The sequence below is a fragment of the Dermatophilus congolensis genome (assembly GCF_900447215.1).
In the GTDB taxonomy this organism is placed as follows: Bacteria; Actinomycetota; Actinomycetes; order Actinomycetales; family Dermatophilaceae; genus Dermatophilus; species Dermatophilus congolensis_A.
Map to the genome: position 1 here is coordinate 1118629 of NZ_UFYA01000001.1, position 23372 is coordinate 1142000.

At 58.5% G+C, this 23372-nt stretch carries 17 protein-coding genes; 12 read left to right on the forward strand and 5 right to left on the reverse strand.

Features of this window, described 5'->3' with window-relative positions:
• Positions 1 to 89: 89 nt before the first annotated feature.
• From gcvP to DXZ77_RS04800, 5 genes are all read left to right on the forward strand, one after another.
• Positions 90 to 3023: an aminomethyl-transferring glycine dehydrogenase gene (gene gcvP, locus DXZ77_RS04780; RefSeq protein WP_181816032.1), complete on the forward strand. Its 2934-nt coding sequence runs from the start codon at positions 90 to 92 to the stop codon at positions 3021 to 3023.
• Positions 3024 to 3426: 403 nt separating this feature from the next.
• Positions 3427 to 4914 carry a glutamate-cysteine ligase family protein gene (locus tag DXZ77_RS04785; RefSeq protein ID WP_220181593.1) on the forward strand — a complete coding sequence of 496 codons (1488 nt, stop codon included), beginning with the start codon at positions 3427 to 3429 and terminating at the stop codon, positions 4912 to 4914.
• A gap of 56 nt (positions 4915 to 4970) precedes the next feature.
• Positions 4971 to 6188, forward strand: coding sequence for a pyrophosphate--fructose-6-phosphate 1-phosphotransferase (locus DXZ77_RS04790; RefSeq protein ID WP_115030352.1), 1218 nt, complete (start codon positions 4971 to 4973; stop codon positions 6186 to 6188).
• A 334-nt stretch (positions 6189 to 6522) separates the two neighbouring features.
• Entirely contained in the window at positions 6523 to 8412 is a 1890-nt protein-coding gene (locus tag DXZ77_RS04795; RefSeq protein WP_181816033.1) for an FG-GAP-like repeat-containing protein, read from the forward strand.
• A gap of 69 nt (positions 8413 to 8481) precedes the next feature.
• On the forward strand, positions 8482 to 9441 hold the full coding sequence (locus DXZ77_RS04800; RefSeq protein WP_115032568.1) for a cation diffusion facilitator family transporter: 960 nt from the start codon (positions 8482 to 8484) through the stop codon (positions 9439 to 9441).
• A 31-nt stretch (positions 9442 to 9472) separates the two neighbouring features.
• On the opposite strand, the gene DXZ77_RS04805 is transcribed toward DXZ77_RS04800, so the two are convergent.
• On the reverse strand, positions 9473 to 11023 hold the full coding sequence (locus tag DXZ77_RS04805) for an Hsp70 family protein (protein WP_115030356.1): 1551 nt from the start codon (positions 11021 to 11023) through the stop codon (positions 9473 to 9475).
• Positions 11024 to 11111: 88 nt separating this feature from the next.
• On the opposite strand from DXZ77_RS04805, the gene DXZ77_RS04810 reads away from it, so the two are divergent.
• A complete protein-coding gene (locus DXZ77_RS04810; RefSeq protein ID WP_115030358.1) occupies positions 11112 to 11999 on the forward strand; it encodes an alpha/beta fold hydrolase in 888 nt (295 codons plus the stop codon).
• 17 nt (positions 12000 to 12016) lie between these two features.
• On the forward strand, positions 12017 to 13786 hold the full coding sequence (gene sppA, locus DXZ77_RS04815; protein WP_115030359.1) for a signal peptide peptidase SppA: 1770 nt from the start codon (positions 12017 to 12019) through the stop codon (positions 13784 to 13786).
• A 39-nt stretch (positions 13787 to 13825) separates the two neighbouring features.
• Here sppA and rlmD read toward each other — a convergent pair whose 3' ends face one another.
• Positions 13826 to 15031, reverse strand: a complete 1206-nt coding sequence (gene rlmD, locus DXZ77_RS04820) for a 23S rRNA (uracil(1939)-C(5))-methyltransferase RlmD (RefSeq protein ID WP_258553137.1) — start codon at positions 15029 to 15031, stop codon at positions 13826 to 13828.
• 126 nt (positions 15032 to 15157) lie between these two features.
• On the opposite strand from rlmD, the gene DXZ77_RS04825 reads away from it, so the two are divergent.
• Positions 15158 to 15769: an SRPBCC family protein gene (locus DXZ77_RS04825; protein ID WP_115030361.1), complete on the forward strand. Its 612-nt coding sequence runs from the start codon at positions 15158 to 15160 to the stop codon at positions 15767 to 15769.
• Between the two features lie 34 nt (positions 15770 to 15803).
• Here the strand turns inward: DXZ77_RS04825 and DXZ77_RS04830 are convergent, their stop codons facing one another.
• Both DXZ77_RS04830 and DXZ77_RS04835 read right to left on the reverse strand, forming a co-directional pair.
• Entirely contained in the window at positions 15804 to 16865 is a 1062-nt protein-coding gene (locus DXZ77_RS04830) for a DUF2207 domain-containing protein (protein ID WP_115030363.1), read from the reverse strand.
• Positions 16866 to 16982: 117 nt separating this feature from the next.
• Positions 16983 to 17855, reverse strand: coding sequence for an ABC transporter ATP-binding protein (locus tag DXZ77_RS04835; RefSeq protein WP_181816034.1), 873 nt, complete (start codon positions 17853 to 17855; stop codon positions 16983 to 16985).
• Positions 17856 to 17975: 120 nt separating this feature from the next.
• Between DXZ77_RS04835 and DXZ77_RS04840 the strand changes: the two genes are divergently transcribed.
• From DXZ77_RS04840 to DXZ77_RS04855, 4 genes are all read left to right on the forward strand, one after another.
• On the forward strand, positions 17976 to 18362 hold the full coding sequence (locus DXZ77_RS04840) for an MGMT family protein (RefSeq protein ID WP_115030367.1): 387 nt from the start codon (positions 17976 to 17978) through the stop codon (positions 18360 to 18362).
• A 73-nt stretch (positions 18363 to 18435) separates the two neighbouring features.
• Entirely contained in the window at positions 18436 to 18624 is a 189-nt protein-coding gene (locus DXZ77_RS04845; protein ID WP_147279196.1) for a hypothetical protein, read from the forward strand.
• 149 nt (positions 18625 to 18773) lie between these two features.
• Complete coding sequence (locus DXZ77_RS04850) at positions 18774 to 19415, forward strand: recombinase family protein (protein WP_115030371.1); 642 nt, start codon at positions 18774 to 18776, stop codon at positions 19413 to 19415.
• A 486-nt stretch (positions 19416 to 19901) separates the two neighbouring features.
• Complete coding sequence (locus DXZ77_RS04855) at positions 19902 to 20663, forward strand: GTP pyrophosphokinase (RefSeq protein WP_243888697.1); 762 nt, start codon at positions 19902 to 19904, stop codon at positions 20661 to 20663.
• Here DXZ77_RS04855 and DXZ77_RS04860 read toward each other — a convergent pair.
• Positions 20660 to 23041 (reverse strand): ATP-binding cassette domain-containing protein, encoded by a 2382-nt coding sequence (locus tag DXZ77_RS04860; protein ID WP_115030373.1) that lies wholly within the window; start codon positions 23039 to 23041, stop codon positions 20660 to 20662. The genes DXZ77_RS04855 and DXZ77_RS04860 overlap by 4 nt on opposite strands.
• Between the last annotated feature and the right edge of the window lie 331 nt (positions 23042 to 23372).

Below are 23372 nucleotides of genomic sequence, written 5' to 3' on the forward strand. Positions count from 1 at the left end.
CCACCGGTGTTCCAACGACCCGATATCGACAAACGGAGCACCGGCGCCAGTGACCGTCGGTGCACGAGTCAGAAGGCAGGAGAATTGCCTTGAGCACCGATTCCAACCGCACCGGCGAGCTTTCGGCTTTCGTTGGACGCCACATCGGCCCCACGAGCACTGACGTGGAGCAGATGCTCCAGACGATCGGGGTTAGCGACCTCGATGCGCTCGTCAATGCAACGATGCCCTCACAGATCCGGTTTAACGACGTCCTTAACATCCCGGCCGCCTCGTCTGAGAACGCTGTTCTTGCCGAGCTGGCCGAGAAAGCCGCCCGTAACACGGTCAAGGATTCGATGATCGGCCTGGGCTATTACGGCACGATCATGCCTAGCGTGATCCGCCGCCGAGTGCTGGAAAACCCTGCCTGGTACACGGCGTACACGCCCTACCAGCCAGAGATCTCTCAGGGCCGTCTGGAGGCACTGCTGAACTTCCAGACGATGTGCAGTGATCTCACCGGCATCGACATCGCGAACGCATCCCTGCTTGATGAAGGAACCGCCGCAGGTGAAGCCGTGACGTTGATGCGTCGGGCCAGCAAAGCTGCCAAAGACGCGGTTGTTGTTGTCGATGCGGACCTGTTCCCGCAAACCAAGTCGGTTATCAAAACGCGTAGCTGGCCGGTAGGAATCACTGTCGTTGAGGCTGATCTCAGTGGTGTCACTGATGCTGCCTCTTTGAAGGAAGCTGCCGGCGGGCACGAGGTATTCGGTGTCATCGTCCAGTACCCCGGCGCTAGTGGCCAGATCCGTGACTACGCTGCTTTGGCTGAGGCTGTCCACGAAGGTAAAGGCCTTGTGGCTGCGGCAGCAGACCTGTTGGCGCTGACGCTGCTGACGCCCCCCGGTGAGTGGGGCGCAGACATCGCGGTAGGTACCTCGCAGCGTTTCGGTGTGCCCATGCAGTTTGGTGGACCTCACGCCGGTTACATGGTGGTACGTAAAGGCCTGGAGCGAAACATGCCTGGCCGCCTGGTCGGCACCAGTGTGGACGCTGATGGCAACCCAGCGAACCGTTTGGCTCTCCAAACTCGTGAACAGCACATCCGCCGCGAGAAAGCCACCAGCAACATCTGTACCGCGCAGGCTTTGCTGGCCATCCTTGCCTCCATGTACGCGGTTTACCACGGCCCTGCTGGGCTGAAGAAGATCGCTACCACAGTGCATGCCCACGCCCGTGTCATTGCCGACAAACTCACTGCGGCTGGCGTGAACGTCATCACTGACCGTTTCTTCGACACCTTGACCGTTTTGGTCCCCGGTGGCGCCGGAGACATCCTGCTCAAGGCTGTGGCACACGGCATCAACGTCTGGCGGGCCAACGACGACACGATCCTGCTCAGTTGTGATGAAACTACCGACAGCGACACTGTTTCGCGGTTGCTGTCTGCGTTCGGGGTCAAGATCAGCGCCGAAGAAGTCGACGAGCTCGTCTCAGGACTGCTGCCTGAGGGGAAAGAACTGACCGCTGCATTGAGTCAGGAATGGGGTCAGGCTTTTGCCCGTACCTCGGCTTTCCTGACAGCGGAGGCCTTCAATACTGTCCACTCGGAGTCTCAGATGCTGCGCTATCAGCGCAAACTTTCCGACAAGGACTATGCACTGGACCGCGGCATGATCCCGCTGGGTTCGTGCACGATGAAGCTTAATGCGGCCACGGAAATGGAAGCCGTCACCTGGCCCGAATTCGCTAACCTGCACCCGTTCGCCCCTGCGGACCAGACGCAAGGTATCCGTGAAATCATCACCGACCTGCAGCGCTGGCTGGTAGAAATCACTGGATACGACGCATTCACCCTCCAGCCGAACTCTGGTGCTGCCGGGGAGCTAGCTGCCCTTACTGCCATCCGTGACTACCACACCTCTCGCGGTGAAGGTGAGCGCGATATCTGCCTCATTCCCTCCAGTGCACATGGCACCAACGCTGCGAGCGCGGGTATGGCCGGATTCAAGGTGGTTGTGGTCAAGAGCACCGAGGGCGGTGAGATCGACCTTGAGGATTTGCGGTCCAAGCTGGATAAGCATGCGGGCAAGGTCGCGGCGATCATGATTACGTACCCCTCGACGCATGGTGTCTACGAGGACACGGTGACGACGCTGACGGAGTTGGTGCACGCCGAGGGTGGGCAGGTCTACATCGATGGGGCGAACATGAACGCTCTTGTCGGTGTAGCTAAGCCTGGCCAGTTCGGTGGAGATGCGAGCCACTTGAACTTGCACAAGACGTTCGCGATTCCGCACGGTGGCGGCGGTCCTGGCGTTGGCCCGGTGGGCGTGAAGTCGCATCTGGCGCCGTTCTTGCCTAACCACCCGTTGGATCCGAGCGCAGGTCCGCAGACGGGTTCTGGCCCGTGTGCTTCGGCGCCTTTTGGTTCAGCTGGTGTGCTGCCGATTACGTGGGCTTACATTCGCCTCATGGGTGGCCGGGGGTTGAAGCAGTCCACCTACAGTGCAGTGCTCAACGCTAACTACATTGCGGCGCGGCTGCGGGATTCATACCCAGTGTTGTACAGCAATGACGGGATCGTGGCTCACGAGTGCATTCTCGACCTGCGCAAGCTCACGCATGACAGTGGAGTGACGGTCGACGATGTGGCCAAGCGTCTTATCGACTATGGCTTCCACGCTCCGACGATGTCGTTCCCGGTGGCGGGAACACTGATGGTGGAGCCGACTGAGTCCGAGGACAAGGAAGAGCTCGACCGTTTCTGTGACGCGATGATTGCTATTCGTGCAGAGATTCAGCAGGTTCAAGATGGTGAGGTTGCTGTGCAGGAGAGCGTGCTGCGTAACGCTCCGCACACGGCGGCCAGTATCGCGGGGGAGTGGAACCACCCGTATAGCCGTGAGATGGCTGTGTTCCCGGGCAATGTGGATCCGGCTTCGAAGTATTGGCCTCCGGTGCGTCGTATTGATGGCGCGTTCGGTGACCGGAACTTGGTGTGCACGTGCCCGCCGATGGAGTCTTACGAGGACTGAGGTTGAGGTGGCGTGGTGGAGGTTGAGAAACCTCCACCACCGATCCTGTCTCATTTTTTGAGACGCATGTATGGGGTTTGGCCCGAGCGTTCTTATTGACGCTCCTGCCAAGCCCCATGTGCGTTGTGCGTACCAGGGATGCGTGCGCACGCTCACAGGTGGTAGGCGCAGAATGCATGCGCGCCCATGGGTGCGCCGTAGCGATAACAGCAGGTGATGCCGGTAGCGTGCGGTGTGTCTGTGTCACCCCCCGCTGGAGGAGGCTCTGAGCCGTATGGGTCGTGAGATTACGTCACCGGAGTGGGACTTTTCTTTACCGGGCAGGTTTCGTTCCAAAGTGCAGCTTGACCTGGATGTTTTCGAAAAACTTTTATCCGGAACAGATTTCGCTGAGGAGACCCCCATGACTGGGGTTGAGCTCGAACTGGACCTCATTGACGCCAATGGTCAAGCCGTGTTTGACAACCTCGCTGTCATCGATGCCTCTGAGGGGATCGATGTCGTGCCTGAGCTAGCCCGGTTCAATGTGGAGGTCAATGCCGAGCCCCGCCTGTTAGATGGGGATGCGCTCCACCGGCTCCGGGCCGAGCTGCGGGCCTCCATGGGTGAGGTGAACCGGGCTGCAGCCACGATAGGTGCCAGTGTGCTGCCCATCGGTCTGCTTCCTACGTTAACTACCGAGGAGTTAGCGGGGGAGTGGATGACCGAATCTAGCCGGTTCCAGGCGTTGAATGATGCGATCATCCGCGCCCGAGGCGAAGACGTAGTTTTGGACATCACAGGTCCTTCCCGCGAGCGCCTGCATATGGGGTGGCCCACTGTTGCTCCCGAAGGGGCATGCACGTCGTTTCAGTTGCATACTCAGGTGACGCCGCGTGACTTCGCACGGGCGTGGAACTCAGCGCAGGCGATTGCTGGTGCTCAGGTGGCGATTGGGGCGAATTCGCCGTATTTTTTCGGCACGGAGATCTGGCAAGAGGGTCGGGTTCCTGTTTTCACTCAGGCGGTAGATACACGGCCGGCAGAGTTAGTGAATCAGGGGGTGCATCCGCGGGTGCACTTTGGGGATAACTGGATTACCTCGATCTTTGATCTACTTGAGGCGAATGTGCGTTATTTTCCGCCGTTGCTGCCAGAGATGAGTGATGAGGATCCAGAAGCGGTGTTGGCTGCTGGGGGAGTTCCGCAGTTGGAGGAGTTGATGCTCCACAACGGCACTATTTATCGCTGGAACCGCCCCATTTATGACACTGCTGGGGGAGTTCCGCATTTGCGTGTGGAGAATCGGGTGCTGCCGGCTGGGCCGACTGCTGCTGACATGGTCGCTAATGCTGCGTTTTTCTTCGGGGCTACCCGGTTTTTCTCTCGGCAGACTCGTCCTATTTGGAGCAAGTTGTCTTTCACTGCCGCGGAGACGAATTTTTTGCGCGGTGCGCGGGATGGTTTTGATGCGCAGATGTTTTGGCCAGGTGTTGGGCGGGTAACACCTGATCAGCTTGTTCTTGATGTGCTGCTGCCTGTCGCGGAGGCGGGTCTGCGCAGCTTGGGAGCAGATCAGGATGCTATCGACCTGTACTTAGGGGTGATTGAGGGGCGTTGTTTGTCGCGCACCAATGGGGCGGTGTGGCAGGTGCAAGCAGTGAAGGCTTTTGAGTCTCGTGGACAGTCCCGTGCTGAAGCGTTGCGATCTATGACGTTGCAGTATCAGGCCAATGCGCGCACGGGTGAACCAGTGCATACGTGGGATATCCCTCACAGTGGGGGAGTGTTGCCGCCGATGGATAGCCTGACCGATCAGGGTGCTGAAATGCCCAGTTCCGGTGGGAGCAGCCGGCGCAGGGAAGGTCCGGTTGTCGCGCATGCTGTGCCTGGGCCGGTAAAACCGGAGTGATTGGCGTACTAGGCTCGAGTTGACCGACGTCCATCAAGCCCGAAAGTGGTTCGTTCATGTCAGACACCGCTGCGTCCGTGAAACGTGTGGCTCTGCTCACCGCCGGGGGATTTGCTCCCTGCCTGTCGTCCGCTGTCGGTGGCCTCATCGAGAAGTACTCGAAGGTGGCTCCCGATGTTGAGATCATCGCGTACAAGCACGGCTACCAGGGCCTGCTCAGTGGTGACTTCTACACCATCACTGACCAGGTGCGTCAGAACGCACACCTGCTGCACGGTTTCGGTGGTTCCCCGATCGGAAACTCTCGTGTGAAGCTGACCAACACTGCTGACCTCGTCAAGCGTGGGCTGGTCCCTGAGGGTGTGGATCCGCTGGACTTCGCAGCCAAGCGCCTGACTGAAGATGGCGTGGATGTGCTGCACACCATTGGTGGCGACGACACCAACACCACGGCAGCGGACTTGGCTGCTCACCTGGCCTCTAATAACTACCCGCTGACAGTAGTGGGCCTGCCGAAAACAATCGACAACGACATCGTCCCGGTTCGCCAGTCCCTGGGGGCTGACACTGCAGCACAGTACGGCGCTCAGTTCGCTGCCAATGTTGTTGGTGAACACAACGCTAACGCACGCATGCTCATCATTCACGAAGTGATGGGGCGTAACTGTGGCTGGCTAACCGGCGCGACTGCACGCAAATACCGTGATTGGCTCGACACGCGCCAGTGGCTTCCTGAAATTGGTTTGGACCGCCGTGCATGGGACATTCACGGCATCTACGTGCCGGAAGCTCATATCGACATCGAGGCAGAAGCGAACCGCCTTAAAGCCGTTATGGATGAGGTGGGCTGCGTTAACTTGTTCATCTCTGAAGGCGCCGGCGTTGAGGACATCGTGGCCCGTATGGAAGCTGAAGGGGCAGATGTGCCTCGGGACGCATTCGGTCACGTGCGCCTAGCTGAAATCAACCCAGGGGCATGGTTTGGTAAGCAGTTCGCTGCGCTACTGGGTGCAGAAAAGGTCCTCGTTCAAAAGTCAGGTTATTTTGCGCGCTCCGCTGCCGCGAACGAATATGACCTCAACCTCATTGCTTCTATGACCGATCTCGCTGTCGACAAGGCTTTGGCTGGCGTTCCCGGAGTTGTTGGCCATGACGAAGAGAAAAATGACGAATTGCGGGCAATTGAATTTGACCGCATCAAGGGACACAAAGCTTTCGACGTCACTCAGGAGTGGTACGTAGAAATGCTTGACCAAATTGGCCAGAAGCACTGATATTTAATCTTTTTCGTGCTGAACCCCACCTCGCGAAGCGAGGTGGGGTTCACTGCTGCATCGACCCTATTTGCGTAACAAGCAGGGGTTTTATGACACGAAATGATTACATGCTCACCTCAGATGCAGGCAGATGCGGACGACTGGTAGGCGGACCCGCCAAGATCCAAAGCCTTTTCCAGCACGGCCGCACGATCGGCTGTGAAACGCACACTGAGGAGAATCCATCGTGCGAATCCGGCACCTATCTGTCGCAACCGCTATAGCTTTACTGGCCCCCATGGTGACAGTGGTATCGCCTGGCATTTTTGATGCTTCCGCTGATCCAATTCCCGTGTCTACAGAAAAAACTGAAGTTGCTCTTCAAGCCCCCGAGGCCACCGCGGGTACCGGAAAAGCATTGACCGCCCGCGATAAAAAGCTGGCCCAAGAACAAGCCGCAACGGCAGAGCTATCCCCAGCAGCAAAGAAAAACCCACACGTGCTGGAAATCTCCCCGGAACAGAAAGTTCCCGCACCTCTGACAGTTATGGGTGTGACATGGAAAGCCGGAACCGGCACCGATGTTGTCGTCCAATACCGACTGCGCACCGCAGCAGGGTGGGGCGAGTGGAAAGCTGTTGAAGCAGAATCCGGTGAAGAAAAAGCCGACCCCAATGCTTCATCGACCCGTGCTGGGAGTGACCCCATCGTGGTCACTGAAGCCACCCACGCCCAAGTTCGCACCCTCGGCCCTGTCGGACAAGACACGGTAGACGCCAAACTCAGCCTCATCGACCCCAACGAATCACCGGCCGACTCCACCGTCGGAACTGTGGCTCCTGGCAGCGCAGCAGCCGCAGTGAACCGCCCCTGGATCAACTCCCGTGCCGCCTGGGGGGCTGACGAATCGTTGCGCCGTAATGCACCCAGTTACGGCGTCGTCCGCGGAGCAGTGATACACCACACGGAAGGGACTAACAACTACAGCCAATCCCAGGTACCTGCCATCCTGCGCGGAATCTATGCCTTCCACGTCAAAGACCGTGGCTGGAGCGACATTGGCTACAACTTCCTTGTCGACAAATGGGGACGTATTTGGGAAGGCCGTGCTGGCGGCACCAACAGCGCTGTTGTCGGTGCACACGCATACGGCACTAACAGCGTCACCACCGGCGTCTCCGTGATGGGTAACCACAGCCAAGCGCCCATCTCTAACGCAGCCGTTAACGCCGTTGAGCGAGTTATCGCCTGGAAAGCATCTATCCACGGTTTCAACCCGCAAGGCACCCAAACCATCTACGGGCGCACCTACCCAGCAATCGTTGGACACCGTGACGTCGGCGCCACCGAATGCCCCGGGGACTACTTCTACTCACGGCTACCGCAAATCCGCCGAGATGTTGCCCGAATGGTGCGCAATGGAAACGGCAGCAACGGAGTTCCCGGAGGTGTCTCTCGCCCTCCGGCACCGGCTCCGGCGCCAGCCCCCAAACCGCCGGTGTCAACCCCTGGTAACCAACTTGTAGGCGCAGCTGATGTGATCATGCGCGGCACCTCAAACGCCCTGTTTGCCTCCGCCTACACCGGCAATGACCTGGCCTTCGCCCGCAAGATCCACAGCGGCAACTTCGCCTCCTATGGCAGCGTCGTTGCCGCTGGAGACCTCAACCGCGACGGTCGCGGTGATGTCCTGGGCGTAGACCACAAAGGGCGGATGTACCTGTTCACCGGAAAAAACGACGGCACCTTGGCCAACGGCCGCCAGGTCGGGCACGGGTGGGCCGCAATGCGCTCACTAACCGCCGGAGCCGATTTCACCGGCGATCGCATCCCCGACATGCTCGCCACCAACCGCAGTGGACGGCTCTACCTCTACCCCGGTAAAGGCAACGGCACCTTCCACCGTGCCCGACCAATCGGATCAGGCTGGCACACGTTCAAACAAATCATGAACATGGGTGACTGGAGCGGTGATGGAAAAACAGATGTCATCGGCGTCCGCAACGACGGACGTGCCTTCCTGTACACCGGCAGCGGCACCGGCAAGTTCAGCAGCAAAGCCATCCCACTCGATGGCTACTACGGGGCCATGCGTTCCCTGACCCCCTTGGTCGGCAAGGCAGCTTTCGTGGGAGTAGACAAAGACGGCATCGGTTTCCTCATCAAGAAGAACGGCGCCAGAGGAACCACCATCAACATCACTACCCCCAACTTCATTGGACTAACCGTCTACAGCGGCTAGTCGCGACACGAACTCCGGTACGCCTCACCTTCCTTGCAGGGCCGAACGCATGAGCCGAACATGTTTTTCATGAACAGCTCCGCGTCCGGCCCTGCCCCACACTCAGGAACAGTCGTGGATCTGACAAAATACGCATGGTTATCCATCGCCGCCGCGCTGGGAACTATGGCACTCAAAATCTTGGCTTGGTGGATGACCGGCTCAGTCGGTCTGCTCTCCGACGCACTCGAATCGTCCGTCAACCTTGTCGCCGCGATCATTGCGCTCATCAGCTTGCGCGCAGCCGCGATGCCCGCCGACGCCAACCACCACTACGGCCACAGCAAAGCTGAATACTTCTCCGCCGCTGTCGAAGGCATCATGATCTTCGTCGCCGCCACAGCTATCTGCTTCACCGCCACCCAACGCCTACTTGATCCCAAACCCCTGGACAACATCGGCCCCGCCCTAGCTATCTCCCTGGTGGCAGGAGCAATCAACGGTGCCGTGGCTCTCATCCTTATCCGCGCCGGTAAAACTCACCGATCACTCACTCTCACCGCTGACGGCCGCCACCTCATGACCGACGTGTGGACCTCCGTGGGGGTTGTCGTCGGCGTAGCTCTAGTACTTGTCACCGACTGGGAAATCCTTGACCCGATCGTGGCCCTCGCCGTCGGCATCAACATCATCATCACCGGATGGAAACTCATTAAAGAATCCATCGACGGCCTCATGGACGTCTCCTGGCCCAAAGAAGAAAACACCCGTCTAGCCGAAATCGTCGCCGCCCTCACCCCAGCACCCACCGCTGCCCACGCCCTACGCACCCGAGAAAGCGGACAGCAACGCTTCACCTCCATGCACCTACTCGTTCCCGGCACCTGGACTGTGAAACGCTCACACGACCTCGCCGAAGAAATTGAAAAAGCGATCCGCGCCGAGTTCGGTGAAGTGACCATTTCTATCCATATTGAACCCAGCGAAGACCCCCGCTCATACGACGACTACGAACACGAAGTCACCATTCCCACAGAGCCGATGCCCTGACCGGTTACACACCGGCCAGGGCATCTAGCCACTACACCTGCGTAGCAGTCTTCTCACCTTTGAGCTCATACGTGCGCGAAAAACCCGTGTCTTGATCGCTCAACGTCACCGACACAATGCCGTGACGGTCAATGGTGTACCGCTCCTCAATGAGCGGCCCGATCTCCGTACGCTCAACCGGCACCGCAGCAACACTGCCAGGAGATTCATTCTCCATAGCTTGCAACGCCGCATCGAAGGGAAAAACCACTTCCGCGAACGGCACGATCTGCCCACGCGGCCCGCCGAACTCATCCAACGTCCCGTACTCAACGAAACGGAACCAACCGGCGTTATGCGCGGCCCGATAGGTACGGCTCACCGACACATCACTGTGCCGATCGACCAACACACTGCGATCTACCAGAGGATCAAAGGACACCTGACGGCCACCATCACCTTCACGGAACACGCCAAAGCCACGCGAAAGACGATCCGACAGCGAATACCCCGCGCCCTCGTCGGCAGCAATCGCCAACCCAATAGCAGTCGAGGCTGCCGGGTAAGGGGAACGGAACACACGCCGACCAAACTGCGCTTTGACCAGCCTGGGCACCAGTGGCAACCCACTAGCACCGCCTACCAAATAAATGCCAGCAACTTCTGAATCGGTCAACGCTTCATGGTCAAGGCCACCGACCAGTGGCGCCATAGCCTGGATTGTTTTCTTCACCAACGGGGCAACCTCTTCATAGAAATCCGCCACCGTCACTGTGACCGCAGCGCCATCAACCTCAAGAGGGATCCGTTTGCTCTGCGGAGACAAATGCTCCTTGGCGTCCCGACAGTCCTCCAGCAGCTGGGCATACACCTTGGCTCCCAATTCTTCACGGGTACGACCAGCAGCACGCATTGCGCAACGAGCCAATCCCGCATCGAAATCGTCACCACCGACGGTGTTCAATCCCGTCGAGTCCATCACCTGATGGTCGGTGCCATCAGCATTGACCAATGAAGCATCAAACGTCCCACCTCCCAGGTCGTACACCACCACCCGGGAACGGCGCGAGTTCAACGTGCGGCTTTGCCCGTGCGTGAACTCAAAACCAGCAGCTGAAGGCTCATTGATCATTCCTGTCACTGTGAAGCCAGCCGCACGGAAAGCCTCCAAGGTCAGGTAACGCTGTGGGCCGTGTGCGTGCGCCGGAACAGCCAACACGGTGTCCAACATTCCAGGGCCACCTGCTGACACATCTGCTGCAATCGAAGACTTCGTCGCCAATGCTTCCCGCAATGCCTGCGCATAGCCCGTCAATACGTCAATGAGAGGGACCTCGCGGTCACCAATACACACCGGCGTCGCTGCAAACACATCAGGGCTAGCCAAAAGGCGCTTAAAAGAACGCGTCAAACGTGCACCATCCGCTGCTGCCTCCAATGCAGCAAACCCATACACCAAACCATCCGACGTATCAGCCACCACTGACGGGAAATGACAGTGCGGCTCATCATCAGCATCGAAGAAAGAGACGACCGGGTAGTTCCCTCGGTCCGCGTAAGCAACAATTGTTCGAGTAGTTCCAAAATCGATGCCAAGAGTCATGCCAGGAGCTTAACGACGCAGGCCACACACCCACTCTCCCGGCCCTGCCACCAATCAACTACAACAACAGGGGAGTAGCGTTCATCACATGACCGGAGCACCACGACGCCCCCGAGACAGAATCAGCAACGCGCTCCGCAACCGAAACCGCGTCGCCCCCATCAGCCTGCGCGTTATCGGCAACGGCCCCACCGTCTTGCTCGCCACCGGCCTAGGCCTAGCAGCCCACACCTTCAACGACCTCACCAGACAACTCACCAAAGACCACACCGTCATCACCTTCGACCGTCCCGGCCTCGGACACCTATCCGACATGCCCCGCCACGACCCGCCCACCCTCAACGACGAGATCAACCGTGTCGTCACCGCTCTGGAAATGGCCGAACGACGAGGAGCGCCTCTACCTGCCACCATCGTCGGCCACTCTTGGGCGGGATTCATCGTTGAAGCCGTGGCCCGTACCCACCCGGATCTGGTCGCTGGCGTCGTCATCCTCGACGGCAGTATCGAACCCGACCTACCCGTCCCCGCGCGCAGGCGCCGCATGCTCCTACGCCTAGGCAGATTCCTCATCCGCTACTCCGTGCCACACAGCCCACTACGCCGCTTCGGTGCAGCCTGCATCGAAGATGCCGCCTACCTGGATTTAGCCACCGAACTGCACCGCCTCCGCGCCGAAAAATCTCTCCCCGCCATCCCCGTACATCTCCTCGTCGCGGTGTGGCACAGACTCCTGCCACACAACCGCAACTGGATTAAGCAGCAACGCGACCTCGCTGAAACCCTCAACACCGAAAACCCCCGCCACAACCTCGTCACCGTCCAAGTTGTCCAATGGGCCGGACACCACCTCGCAGGCTGGGCCCCCACAACCGTCGCCGAGGCTATCCGCAACGTTGAAAGCACCCACAACACCGAAAAACAAGCAACACAGCAATTCCGCCTCGAACGGAACGAGATGCCCCCACAGCGATAGTCACTTACCGTCGAACTATGGCCTCACTGCGACAGCTCCTCGACAAACTCCCCATTGACGACGCACTCCTGCGCCGCATCCCTATCCCAGGCACTTCTGGCAACGTCATCCTTGAAATAGACGCTGCTCGTGGTCTGACCGAAACTGCACCCACCAACCCCCTGGAAATCCTTTCCCAACGCACCACGCCCCGCCTATGGGAAATCATCTGCGGTCTGCGCGACGCAGCCCATGACGATAAGGTCGTTGCCCTTGTCGTCCACGCTGCAGGTGTCTCCATGAACATGGAGCTTGCCGACGAACTCACCCGCGCCATCCGCCGCTTCCGCGAAAGCGGAAAACCCACCCTCGCCTGGGCGGAGGCAATGGGCGAAAACAACTCATCCCTCACCGAGCTACTCATCGCATCCGCCTGTGAACACATCTGGCTCCAACCCAGCGGCCTCATCTCACCAGTAGGCACCTCGTTGACCAGCCCATTCTTCAATGACGCCCTCAACCGAATCGACGCTAAACCCGAATTCGATGGCCGTAAAGAATACAAGAGCGCCGCTGACGCCCTCACTGAACGCCGCTTCACCGACGCTGACCGCGAGCAATACCAAGCCATCCTCGACAGCGGCATCGATGCCGCCTTCGAAGAAATCGCCGCCGGTCGCGGTATCGAATTAGATTCTGCCCGCAGCATCCTCGACGCTGGGTTCCTCACCCCCGAACAAGCCAAAGAAATCGGCCTGATCGACCACATCGGATACCGCGACGAGGCCTACAGCTGGCTATACGAGCGCTTGGAAGACCCCCAGCGGGAGCGCACCACCACCCGATATGTTGAACGCTACGACCACTCGGCTATCCGCAACGCTCTCCAACGCAAACGCGGCAAACGTAACGTGGCGCTCATCACCGCGCACGGCCCCATTCACCTAGGCCGTTCCAACCCTGGCCCTCGCGGTCACAGCATCGGATCCGATGACCTCGGCGCTGCCCTGCGCCACGCAGTCAATGAAAAAGTTGAAGCCGTGGTGCTGCGCATCAACTCCGGTGGAGGATCCGCTACCGCCTCAGACACCATCCGCCGCGAAGTAATGCAGGTCCGCGAAGCCGGGATCCCTGTCATTATCTCCATGGGGCAAGCAGCTGCATCTGGTGGCTACTATATTTCCTCAGCTGGCACCGAAATCGTGGCTGACCCGCACACACTCACTGGCTCCATCGGCGTGATCGCTGGGAAAACCAGTGTCGGTAAAAGCCTGGAACGTATCGGCGTCACCCACGACTCCATAACCCGAGGCCGGCACGCGACCTTCCTGTCCGTTTTTGACGCTTTCGACAAGGATTCCCGCCAAGAACTGGGCCGTCTTTTGGACATTGTGTATGACGACTTCATCAGTAAAGTCGCTGAAGGGCGAAACATGCCAGTCGATGAAGTCGAAAAACTCGCCCGCGGCCGCGTGTGGTCTGGCCGGGATGCACACACCCACGGACTCGTCGATCACCTTGGTGGTTTGGACGAAGCTGTCGATCGAGTCGCTTTCCGACTCGGTGTCACACGTGCAGAGATCGATGTGACGCCTATGCCAAAGACCGGTCCGTTCGACCGATTCTTCCCCACAGACAACATGGACACCCCTGTGGCAGCGAACGCGTCTTTGCTTGGGACTGCACTAGCACAGGATCTTCGCGGTGTTATCGGCAGCGGGGGAGAGACACTCTTGTCTCAGGCGGTTGAACTGCTCGGCCTGAACTCTGAAGGGCTACTACGCGCTTCCTTGCCGCAAATCCGATAACTAACCACACCCTGGTGCCTCCTGCCGGAGGCACCAGGGTTAATCGGTCATCTCTGTTCTGGTCAGCAGTACCATCACTTCACAATGATCTGACTGCGGGAACATGTCGAAAATGCGGGCTCGCTCAATCCGCCACGAAGTCATCACAGCCAGGTCTTCTGCCAGCGTGGCTGCCTGGCAACTCGAATACAGCACTCGTTGCGCACCAGAGCCTTCCAGTACGCGTGCCAACTCTGACCCCAACCCACGGCGAGGCGGGTTCACCACAACTAGGTCAGGAACGCAATCCTGTTGCCCCACCCACTGCCGTGCATCTGCCGCCACAAAAGCGACACCGCTCAACCCAGTGTCCTGTGCCGTTCGTTTTGCCGCTGCGACCGCTTCGGCAGAGACTTCGACGCCCACTACTGATTCCACAACGGCGGTAAGCGCTAACGCGAACCCACCAACTCCGCAATACAAATCCCAGGCGTGTTTAGCGCCGATATCGTGAGCCCACCGCACGGCTTGCTGATACATGTCAGCAGCGATCTCGCTGTTAGTTTGGAAGAAACTTTTCACCCCTAGCTCTAGGGTGAGTCCAGGTAGGCGCATCGGTAAGGTGGATTCGGGGGTGAGGATCCATTCCTGCTCTCCCTCGAGGACCGCTTTATGTTCCGGTAGAACATTCACGGATACCACACGCACATGGGGGAGTTGTTCGGTAAGTACGGGAAGCGCTGCACGCAGAGCAGATACGGACCTCTCGGAGCGCACCACGAAACGCACCATCAGTTCACCGTCAGGATTAACGGTGATGAGCACATTCTTCAGTTCGCCTGAACGTTTCGGAACGTCGTAGGGGGCCAGGCCACAGGCTGTGATCATCGCGGTCACTGCCCCGAAAGCATTTTCGATACGGGGGTCAATCAGTGCGCAATGACGCAGGTCAACAGGGCGGCGATCACGGTCCAAGATACCGAGCGTGGGGGCGTGAGTAGTGCCTCCAACAACCATCTTGGCTTTATTTCGAAATCCGCTGGGGGAGTGGTAGACGGGTTCCTCCCAAGCATATCCCTCCGGGGCAGTATATGGGGCTAGCAGTGCCTGGATGCGCGCCTGCTTGCTTGCTATCTGGTCTCGATGCGGTATCCCCAGCATGGTGCAGGAACGGCATTCGGCTGCGGTGTAGTAGTCGCATGAGAGGGGGTCCAGATCGCGCTTGGCTTGGCGCAAGAGGATTGAGGCAGGGTCGGGTCGGGTCACCCCGAGATTCTACGGAGCGCCCCAGCGAATCTCACCTATCGCGACAAGGCCTAGAATAGAAGGGAATTCGGTTCATGACTGTGTATGAGTGGCAGTGGTGCCGGGTCACCAGAGAAGGGACTCTCTATGCATTCGCAGGCAACGAGTCGCCTCGTCGCCGAACATATGCCCGGCCTTGGACAACATGTGCACCGCTATGACCCGGCATTTCTTATCGTGGCCTGTGAGCGTTCGTTCGCGGTGTCTGCGGAGCAGGCGTGGAAGGCCCTTACTGATGATTCGGCAGCTCCACAGTGGATTGGCCCTCGCAGCACGAACAACAACACTGGCCGTGTTGACATTCTTCTCACGCAGGAGAACCCCTCACCATGGCTGACGTTTACCATCAAGGATGCTCAGCCTGGGCGCAGTATCACGCTGGCGCTGGATGCATCCAAAGGTGAGCGTGTTTCTCCTCATCACATCACGTTTACTCTTGATTCGGATCCTCGTGATGTTGTTCCTGGATGCACGATCACAGTGATGCAGTCATATACGTGCGCGCAGACGCTTGAGCAGCGGGGCCCGTTGTGGGAGTTCTATCTCGATCGTTTGGCGTGCGTAATAGAGGGGGGCGATGCAAGCCAGGTGAGGCTGCATCCGTATTACCTTCCGGGGTTGGTGCCGCACTATCGAGGCATTCTTCGACAGGCTATTCGCAATGGTGGTGACCGCATAAAAAACCGCGACCTCCCCTAGGTGGAGTGGTCGCGGCGTGGTGGCGTGTGGCTGTTTAGAGGTTGTCGTCGTCGAAGAGCCCTCCGAAGACTCCTGAGTCTGTGTCGTCTTCGAAGATGCCACCGAAGCGGGTGAAGGGGTCTTCATCAAAGAGTTCGCTACCGAAGCTGAGCATGTCGGAGGCGAAATCTTCGATGCCTTCGCTGAGTTCACCGATTGCTTCGCCTAGCCCGTCGAACATGCCGGGGTTAAGGAGCATGGCCATTCCGGTCCACCAGGCTAGGTCGGCGGCCCAGGCTGCCATGAGGGCGTCTCCGTAGCCCTCTGCTTCAGCTTGGGCGGCAATGTCGGCGAAGTGGCCGGACCATTCTTTCGCTACGCCGAGCCCGACAGCCCAGGGGAGGAAGCGACTGAAGATGCCTGCGGCTTCTTCGTATTGGAGTTGTTTCTGTTCGGCGCGACCGAGGTATTCCTGGAATCCGGCGGTTTGGGCTGCTAGGGCTGATCCGACGGCGGTGCGGCTTGCCCCACCAGCGGTGTACCAACCTTTGGTGATAGCGCCGGTGTTGATTTCTTGTTGGAGGGTTAGTGCTGCGCCGCGCATATTTGCTTTGGCTGCTTCGAGGGCGACGGTGTCGCCGGTGGCGAAGATGGACTCGTAGAGGTTTCGGCGTAGTGGTTCGAGGTCGTCTGGAGATTTGTCGGTGCGGGTGATGATCCAGTTGTCTTTGGTGTTTTTGGCGGGTTTGGTTGTGCTGGCTGTTCCGGTGTCGGTGGTTTCAGGGGTGTCGCCGGCACGGTTTTCGATGCGGTAATAGCCTTCAACGGTCATGGCGACGAAGGCTGCGGCAACGTCAGAGCCGCTAGTGTTGCGGTCGCGGATGATGCCGGTTTCTTCAGGGCGCATGCGTTCGGGGGCTTCGAAGCGGACGGCGACGGGTAGTTTGCGGTCGGCGGCGGTGATTTGCCGGGTGGGCGCTTCGGTTTCGGAGGCGGGGATGATTCCGGGTGCGACGCCTTCGAATACTTCGTCGTGGGCGTCGTCGCTGCCGCCGAATAGGCGTGAGAGCACGGCTACGCCGAGGACGACGGCCAGGATGAGAAAGATGAACCCCACGAATGACTCCTTGCCGGGTGGGTGCGGCCTTGGGCCGATGGATTGTGTGTGTAAGAAATTACGGTGTTCTTGGGTGAGAACTGTGCGGTGGGTGTTGGGTGGCCGGTGGGCTTGTCTTTATAGGGTGGCCAGTTCTGTGACGGCGTCAGTGCATGCAGCGAGGAAGTCGTGAGTGCGGCTGGTGATGAGGATGCCTGTGCCGTTGCTGGCGAGGTGTTGGGTGATGCTGCCCAGGAGTTCGGTGGTGGCTTCGTCGGTGGTGGCTTCGTCGCAGATGAGGTAGGCGGGGTGGGCCAGGAGGAGGCGTGCGAATGCGGCGCGGCGCAGGTCGGCTAGGCAGACTTCTTCAGGGTGTGCGTGCAGTGCGGTGGTGGTGAGTTTGACGAAGTCGGCAGCGTTGCGGACTTCGTCGGTAGTGGTGAGGTGATTGAGGTCAGCTGCGTGGGCTGCGTGCGATTCGCGGCTCCATACGTAGCGGATGGCGTCGTGGGAGTGCGCGGTGGTTTCGGTGCCGTCAGTTGCTGAGCGTAGGACGGCGGTGTTTTCGATGGGCGGTAATGATTGGGCGGTTGAGGTCAAGAGTGGTTCGGCGATGAATTGGGCCAGGGTGCGTTGTGGGTCGACCTGCTGACGTGGCGATGAGGTGAGGAGGTGGATATCGCTGTGGGGCGCCCCTTTTCGCGCGGCTACGGGTGTGCCATTGCAGGTTACGTGGCCTGAGAGGGGTTCGATGTGGCCGGCAAGAACGCGGGCGAGGGTGGTTTTTCCGCTGTTGGGGTCTGCGCGTAGGCCAATTCGGGTGCCGGTGGGAATGGTGATGCTGATGTTGTCCAGGACGAGTGTTCCTCCGGGGCGGGAGGGGCTGTCGAGCCATCCTCGCCATCTGCTTCGGCCTGCGCGGCCGAGGGCATATCCGGCGCAGATGTTGTCGGCTCGCAGTTCGTATATGGGGTCGGCGGGATCCTCGGTGGTGGGGATCCGATTGTTCATGCCGTTGTCCTCCCGTTGCCTGCGGTTGCCGTGAGGCACCATTGTCGTTCATGCGTGGTGCGCAGGCGTGAACGGTGTTTGGTTGTTGTGTTGTGGTTGTTGTGTGTAGGGGAGTGGGTTGTGAGTGAGTTGTTTGCCGATCAGGCGTATGAGGTTGTTCGGTTGGTTCCTGCTGGTCAGGTGGTGACGTATGGGGATTTGGGGGAGTTGTTTGGTAGGTCGCCGCGGCATGTGGGGCGGGTGATGTCTGGGTGTGGTGGCAGGCAGGTGCCGTGGTGGCGGGTGGTGAATGCTTCTGGGCGGTTGCCGGGGTTTCTTTTGGTGGAGGCGGCGGCGCGGTGGCGGGCTGAGGGGATGGTGTTGCGTGATGATGGCTGTGGTGTGGTGTTGCGGCTGTGCCGGGCAGATTTGGTTGCCCTCGGTGATGTTATTGAGGCCAGTGTGGGGGAGTTGCCTGGGTTGAGGCGGGGGAGTGGTGGTGGTTTTTCCTCTGGTGATGGGTGGTGAAGGTGGCGCCACGCGGGGTTTGGGGTTCTTGTGTTCCCCTGGCGAGTGGGGTGCTCACGTTACCCTGAGCGCCATGACGAGCCAGGAGCGGACCCGGTCGGGTCAGGGTGATGATCGTGATCCCATGGCGACCGCGCGTGCTCTGGATGATCTTGTTCGCTCGATTGATGCTGGGGAGGTGGGGGCGTCTTCTTCGGAGCGGGCGTATTTGATTGGGGCGGCGGAGGCGTTGCGTCGGTTGGTGGATTCTGGGGCGATGTGACATACCTTTTGCTGTACGCATTAGCGGTTTTTTGGCTTGTTTCTTCTGCTCAGAACTTTTGCTGTACATGATGACTATTTGATGTACACAAAAGGACCGTTTGTTGTACTCTCTGGGGGAGAGGCACCTATCTCATAGGGGAGAGCAGTATGCGCGCTATCGGATACACCCGCGTTTCCACCGCAGACCAAGCAATAAATGGCATCAGCTTGGACACTCAGCGAGCCACGCTCACTAGTGCCGCACAGGCGCGCGGATGGAGCATTGAGATTGCCTGCGATGAGGCGGTTTCCGGCACCCAAGATCGCCGAACCGGCCTCGATGACGCCCTGACCAGGCTTGATGCAGGCGAAGCAGACGTTTTGATGGTCACTCGACTTGATCGCCTCACGCGATCTGTGGCTGGCCTAGCCGACATTCTCACCCGTGCAGATAAGGGCTCCTGGGGGCTAGTTGTCCTCAGTCCAGCCATTGACACCACTGACCCTGCAGGGCGTTTCACCACCACAATCCTGGCCTGCGCAGCCCAATATGAACGCGATCTCATCGCTCAGCGCACCCGCGAAGCTTTGGCGCACAAAAAAGCCACGGGCGCAACACTAGGCCGCCGTAGAAACGTTGACCCAGACATCGTGGCTCGAATTCACCGTCAACGCAGCGAGAAAAAATCTCTACGTGCCATCGCCGAGCAACTCAACACCGAAGGAATCCCAACAGCACAAGGCGGCGCGAAATGGCATGCCTCGACAGTCAGCGCGGTACTGAAGCTGTATCCGTTGACAACGGAGTGAAAAACGGTCGCAACAAGCGCATTGGGGGGAGCTGTACAGAACCCCTCTCAGGTGCCGTTCTCCAGCTATTTTGACATAATGTTGATTATCGGCGTTATATGGAAAGTGGTGAGAACAACTCAAACGCTCGGCTGCAAACCCAACAATGCGCCAACTCACCGCCATGTGCACCGCAGCACCGCAGGGAACTACATCGACGTAACCCGTGCAGCCACCTAGTCTGCTGCTCCACGCGGTCAGTCACACCGCAGCACCCCCGTAGCCCACGCACACCAAAATCAGCTGACCCCAGATTTTCGCCACCCATTGACTTCAGCCAATATCGCCCACAACCACGGCAGTCCTTTTCATGGCCACCGCGCCCCCAGAACAGGCTTCACCTGCACATACTCCCCCGGCGCCCCTTCAGTCAAAATCGCCAATCATCGATATACGTCGACGATAGGTCTGCCGCAGTCATCTATCAGTGAGGTAGTTTCCATAGATATGGCGGACACAGCCCCCGACCCACGGACGCACAACGTCGGCGTCACCGACGTGATGCTGGCAGTTAACGCCGGCCGCATCGACTCCGCCTCGTTTTCCCACGAGTCCGTCGAAGCCCTCGTGGCATTCCGTGATCGCTACAAATACGCCCTCGATGAAGTACTTACCAAGATCCGTATCCTGCGCGAAGAGTTCGACAACGGCATCTGTCACAGCCCGATCATGCACGTCAAACACCGTTTGAAAAGCTACGACAGCTTGATCGCCAAAATGCAGCGACTCGACTGCCTCTATGACCTCACCGCAGCAGCCACCGTCGTACGAGACATCGCCGGGGTGCGCATCACTTGCCCCTACGTCGCTGATGTCTACGACATTTGCAACATCCTGCAACGACAACCCGACCTCGAACTACTCCAAATCAAGGACTACATCGCCACACCCAAACCCAACGGATACCGCTCACTGCACCTCATCGTGTCCGTACCGGTATTTCTTGCCCACCAAACCCTGCATCTGCCTGTCGAAATCCAAATCCGCACCATCGCGATGGACTTCTGGGCCAGCGTGGAACACGAAATCCGATACAAGTACCAAGCGACTATCCCCCCGCACGTCGAGCGCACCTTACTGGATGTGGCTGCCACAGCAACTGCCCTCGACGCACAAATGGCGGCCTTACGTGATGAAGTGCAGAATTGCCAATCCTCCGCCACCGCAGTCGACACCTCTCCCCCATCAGCACTAGGCCACAACCGTTAAACACGTACATCTGCATTACGAGCCAGGAACCTCCCTGTTATGCCAGCCCCGCTGGCAATCATCTGGGCAGGAGTTCCCGTGAAAACAACACGTCCCCCGTCTCTACCCGCCCCAGGACCAAGATCAATGACCCAATCTGCATGTGCAATGACCTCCTGACGATGCTCGATCGCCACAACCGTGGAACCTGCGTCAACAAGTCGATCAAAAAGCCCCAGCAGCCGCGCCACATCAACCTCATGCAAACCAGTAGTGGGCTCATCGAGCACAAGCAGGGCAGCCGCTTCACCCATGCGCGCAGCAAGTCGCAAGCGTTGCCGCTCGCCTCCAGAAAGCGTTGTTAATGACTGCCCTAAAGTCAGGTACCCGAGGCCAACAGCACAGATTCGGTCAAGAATCTTCACCACGGCAGGGATGCACCCATTCCCTTGCCCGAAGAAAAGCCGTGCACTATCCACCGACATTGCTAAAACCTGCGCGATATTGCACCCATCGCTGTTTTTCCCCTCACCAAAGCTGTACTCCAAAACGTGGGATTGAAACCCCACTCCCCCGCACACCTCACACGGAGCACTCACAGTTTCCATAAAACCCAAATCCGTATATATAACCCCGATGCCTTTGCAGTTGGGGCACGCCCCTTGCGAATTTGCGCTGAACAACCCCGGCTTAACCCCATTAGCCTTTGCAAACGCTTTCCGTATCGGATCAAACACACCTGTATATGTAGCGACGCTAGAACGACGCGAACCTTTAATAGGCGACTGATCTATCAACACCACCCCTTCCCCCACGATCGACCCATGCACCAAAGAACTCTTACCTGACCCAGCCACCCCCGTAACCGCCACCAAGACTCCCAACGGCACATCTACATCCACTCCCACCAGATTGTGCGAATTAGCCCCCCGAATCGGGAAAACGCCCACAGGTGCACGCACCGTAGATTTACATTTCACCCCCGCACCCAAAAGACCAGCACTCACCTCACCACTGCCCCACTGATCAACCCCACCCGCAAAACACACCATCCCGCCTTCTGGCCCGGCACCTGGCCCCATCTGCACCACATGATCAGCAATCCCAATCACCGCAGGATTGTGCTCGACCACCAAAACGGTGTTTCCCTTATCCCTCAACCGCAACAACACCGCATTCAGCCGCTCAACATCATGCGGATGCAGCCCAGCACTAGGCTCATCAAACACGTACGTCACATCCGTCAACGACGATCCGAGGTGACGGATCATCTTTGTACGTTGCGCCTCTCCACCGGAGAGACTTCCTGAAGAGCGACTAAGGGACAAATACCCCAACCCAATCTCAACAAAAGAATCAAGCAGCCCGCATAAGCCATCCAACAGCGGCACCGCTGCTGGAATATCCAGCTCACGGAGCCATGCCGCAAGATCTGTCACCTGCATGGCACAGGCATCTGCGATGTTCTTCCCGTCGATGCGGCATTCCAAAGCGTGCGGAGCCAAACGCGTCCCCGCACACTGCGGGCACTGGCGAAACACGATCGCGCGATCAACAAAAGCACGAATGTGCGGCTGCATCGCTTCACGATCTTTGGACAACATTGATGTGCGGATACGGGACACCACTCCCTCAAACGTAAGGTTCAATCCATCCGCCGTGAACTTCGTCGGCTCTTTATATAAAAGATCCTCGATCTGTGTAGGTGTGAAATCTTTCAGCGGAATATCCATCGGGAATCCAAATCCAGCAAAAATGCGCCCAAACCACCCATCCATCGAGTAGCCCGGAACAAGAAGCGCCCCTGCAGCTAATGACTTGTCCTCGTCATAAACAGCACTCACATCCACATCCGAAACTGACCCTGTCCCTTCACACTGCGGGCACATCCCACCAGTCACTGAAAAAGAGCGCTTCTCTTTGACAACTTTCCCTTTTCCTCGAGAAACCGTGACTGCACCAGCCCCACTCATCGATGGCACATTGAACGCGAACGCCTGCGGTGACCCCACATGCGGACTCCCATACCGCGAAAACAACATCCGCAAGTAAGTATTTGCCTCTGTCACCGTGCCGACAGTTGAGCGAACATTTGCGCTCATCCGCTCTTGGTCAACAACAATCGCCGTGGTCAAACCACCCAAATAGTCAACATCTGGCCTGGGCGGAGAAGGGAGAAAACCCTGCATAAACGCCGGATATGTCTCATCGATCAGCCGACGACTCTCAGCGGCGATTGTCCCGAAAACTAAAGAGCTCTTCCCTGAACCGGACACCCCCGTCACCACGGTCAGCTTCCGTTTCGGTAGGTCAACATATACATCACGGAGATTATTGACTCGGGCACCCCGCACTCGAATCACATCATGTGCATCACTACAACATTGCTGTACAGACATGACTGCCTCTTTCAACCAGTTCCCCAGATAAAAACAATCGGAACAACTGGAAACGAAATAAGCAGCAACCACCCTGACCCAAAACCAACGTCAATGACCCAAAGCGCGACGCGGTCCTCTGACGAGGCGCGGACTGCACGGGCCGTTGCCCCTCTTCGCCATAAAAATCTTCAGGACGCGGCGGGAACCATCATGCGCATTTTTCACGGTCAGCAACCAGTAGTTTCGCCAGCTCAGGAGCATCTTTGCGTTCGATCAACCGGATCGAGATATCACTGCCAAAAATCACACTTTCTCCCGCCATGGTGCCGACAATGATGGACTGAAAAGC

Coding starts and splice junctions, on each gene's coding strand:
- DXZ77_RS04785 (WP_220181593.1), top strand. CDS start 3,427: ATGACTGGGGTTGAGCTCGAACTGGACCTCATTGACGCCAATGGTCAA.
- DXZ77_RS04790 (WP_115030352.1), top strand. CDS start 4,971: ATGTCAGACACCGCTGCGTCCGTGAAACGTGTGGCTCTGCTCACCGCC.
- DXZ77_RS04800 (WP_115032568.1), top strand. CDS start 8,482: ATGAACAGCTCCGCGTCCGGCCCTGCCCCACACTCAGGAACAGTCGTG.
- DXZ77_RS04805 (WP_115030356.1), bottom strand. CDS start 11,023: ATGACTCTTGGCATCGATTTTGGAACTACTCGAACAATTGTTGCTTAC.
- DXZ77_RS04810 (WP_115030358.1), top strand. CDS start 11,112: ATGACCGGAGCACCACGACGCCCCCGAGACAGAATCAGCAACGCGCTC.
- sppA (WP_115030359.1), top strand. CDS start 12,017: ATGGCCTCACTGCGACAGCTCCTCGACAAACTCCCCATTGACGACGCA.
- DXZ77_RS04825 (WP_115030361.1), top strand. CDS start 15,158: ATGCATTCGCAGGCAACGAGTCGCCTCGTCGCCGAACATATGCCCGGC.
- DXZ77_RS04835 (WP_181816034.1), bottom strand. CDS start 17,855: ATGAACAATCGGATCCCCACCACCGAGGATCCCGCCGACCCCATATAC.
- DXZ77_RS04845 (WP_147279196.1), top strand. CDS start 18,436: ATGACGAGCCAGGAGCGGACCCGGTCGGGTCAGGGTGATGATCGTGAT.
- DXZ77_RS04850 (WP_115030371.1), top strand. CDS start 18,774: ATGCGCGCTATCGGATACACCCGCGTTTCCACCGCAGACCAAGCAATA.
- DXZ77_RS04855 (WP_243888697.1), top strand. CDS start 19,902: ATGGCGGACACAGCCCCCGACCCACGGACGCACAACGTCGGCGTCACC.
- DXZ77_RS04860 (WP_115030373.1), bottom strand. CDS start 23,041: ATGTCTGTACAGCAATGTTGTAGTGATGCACATGATGTGATTCGAGTG.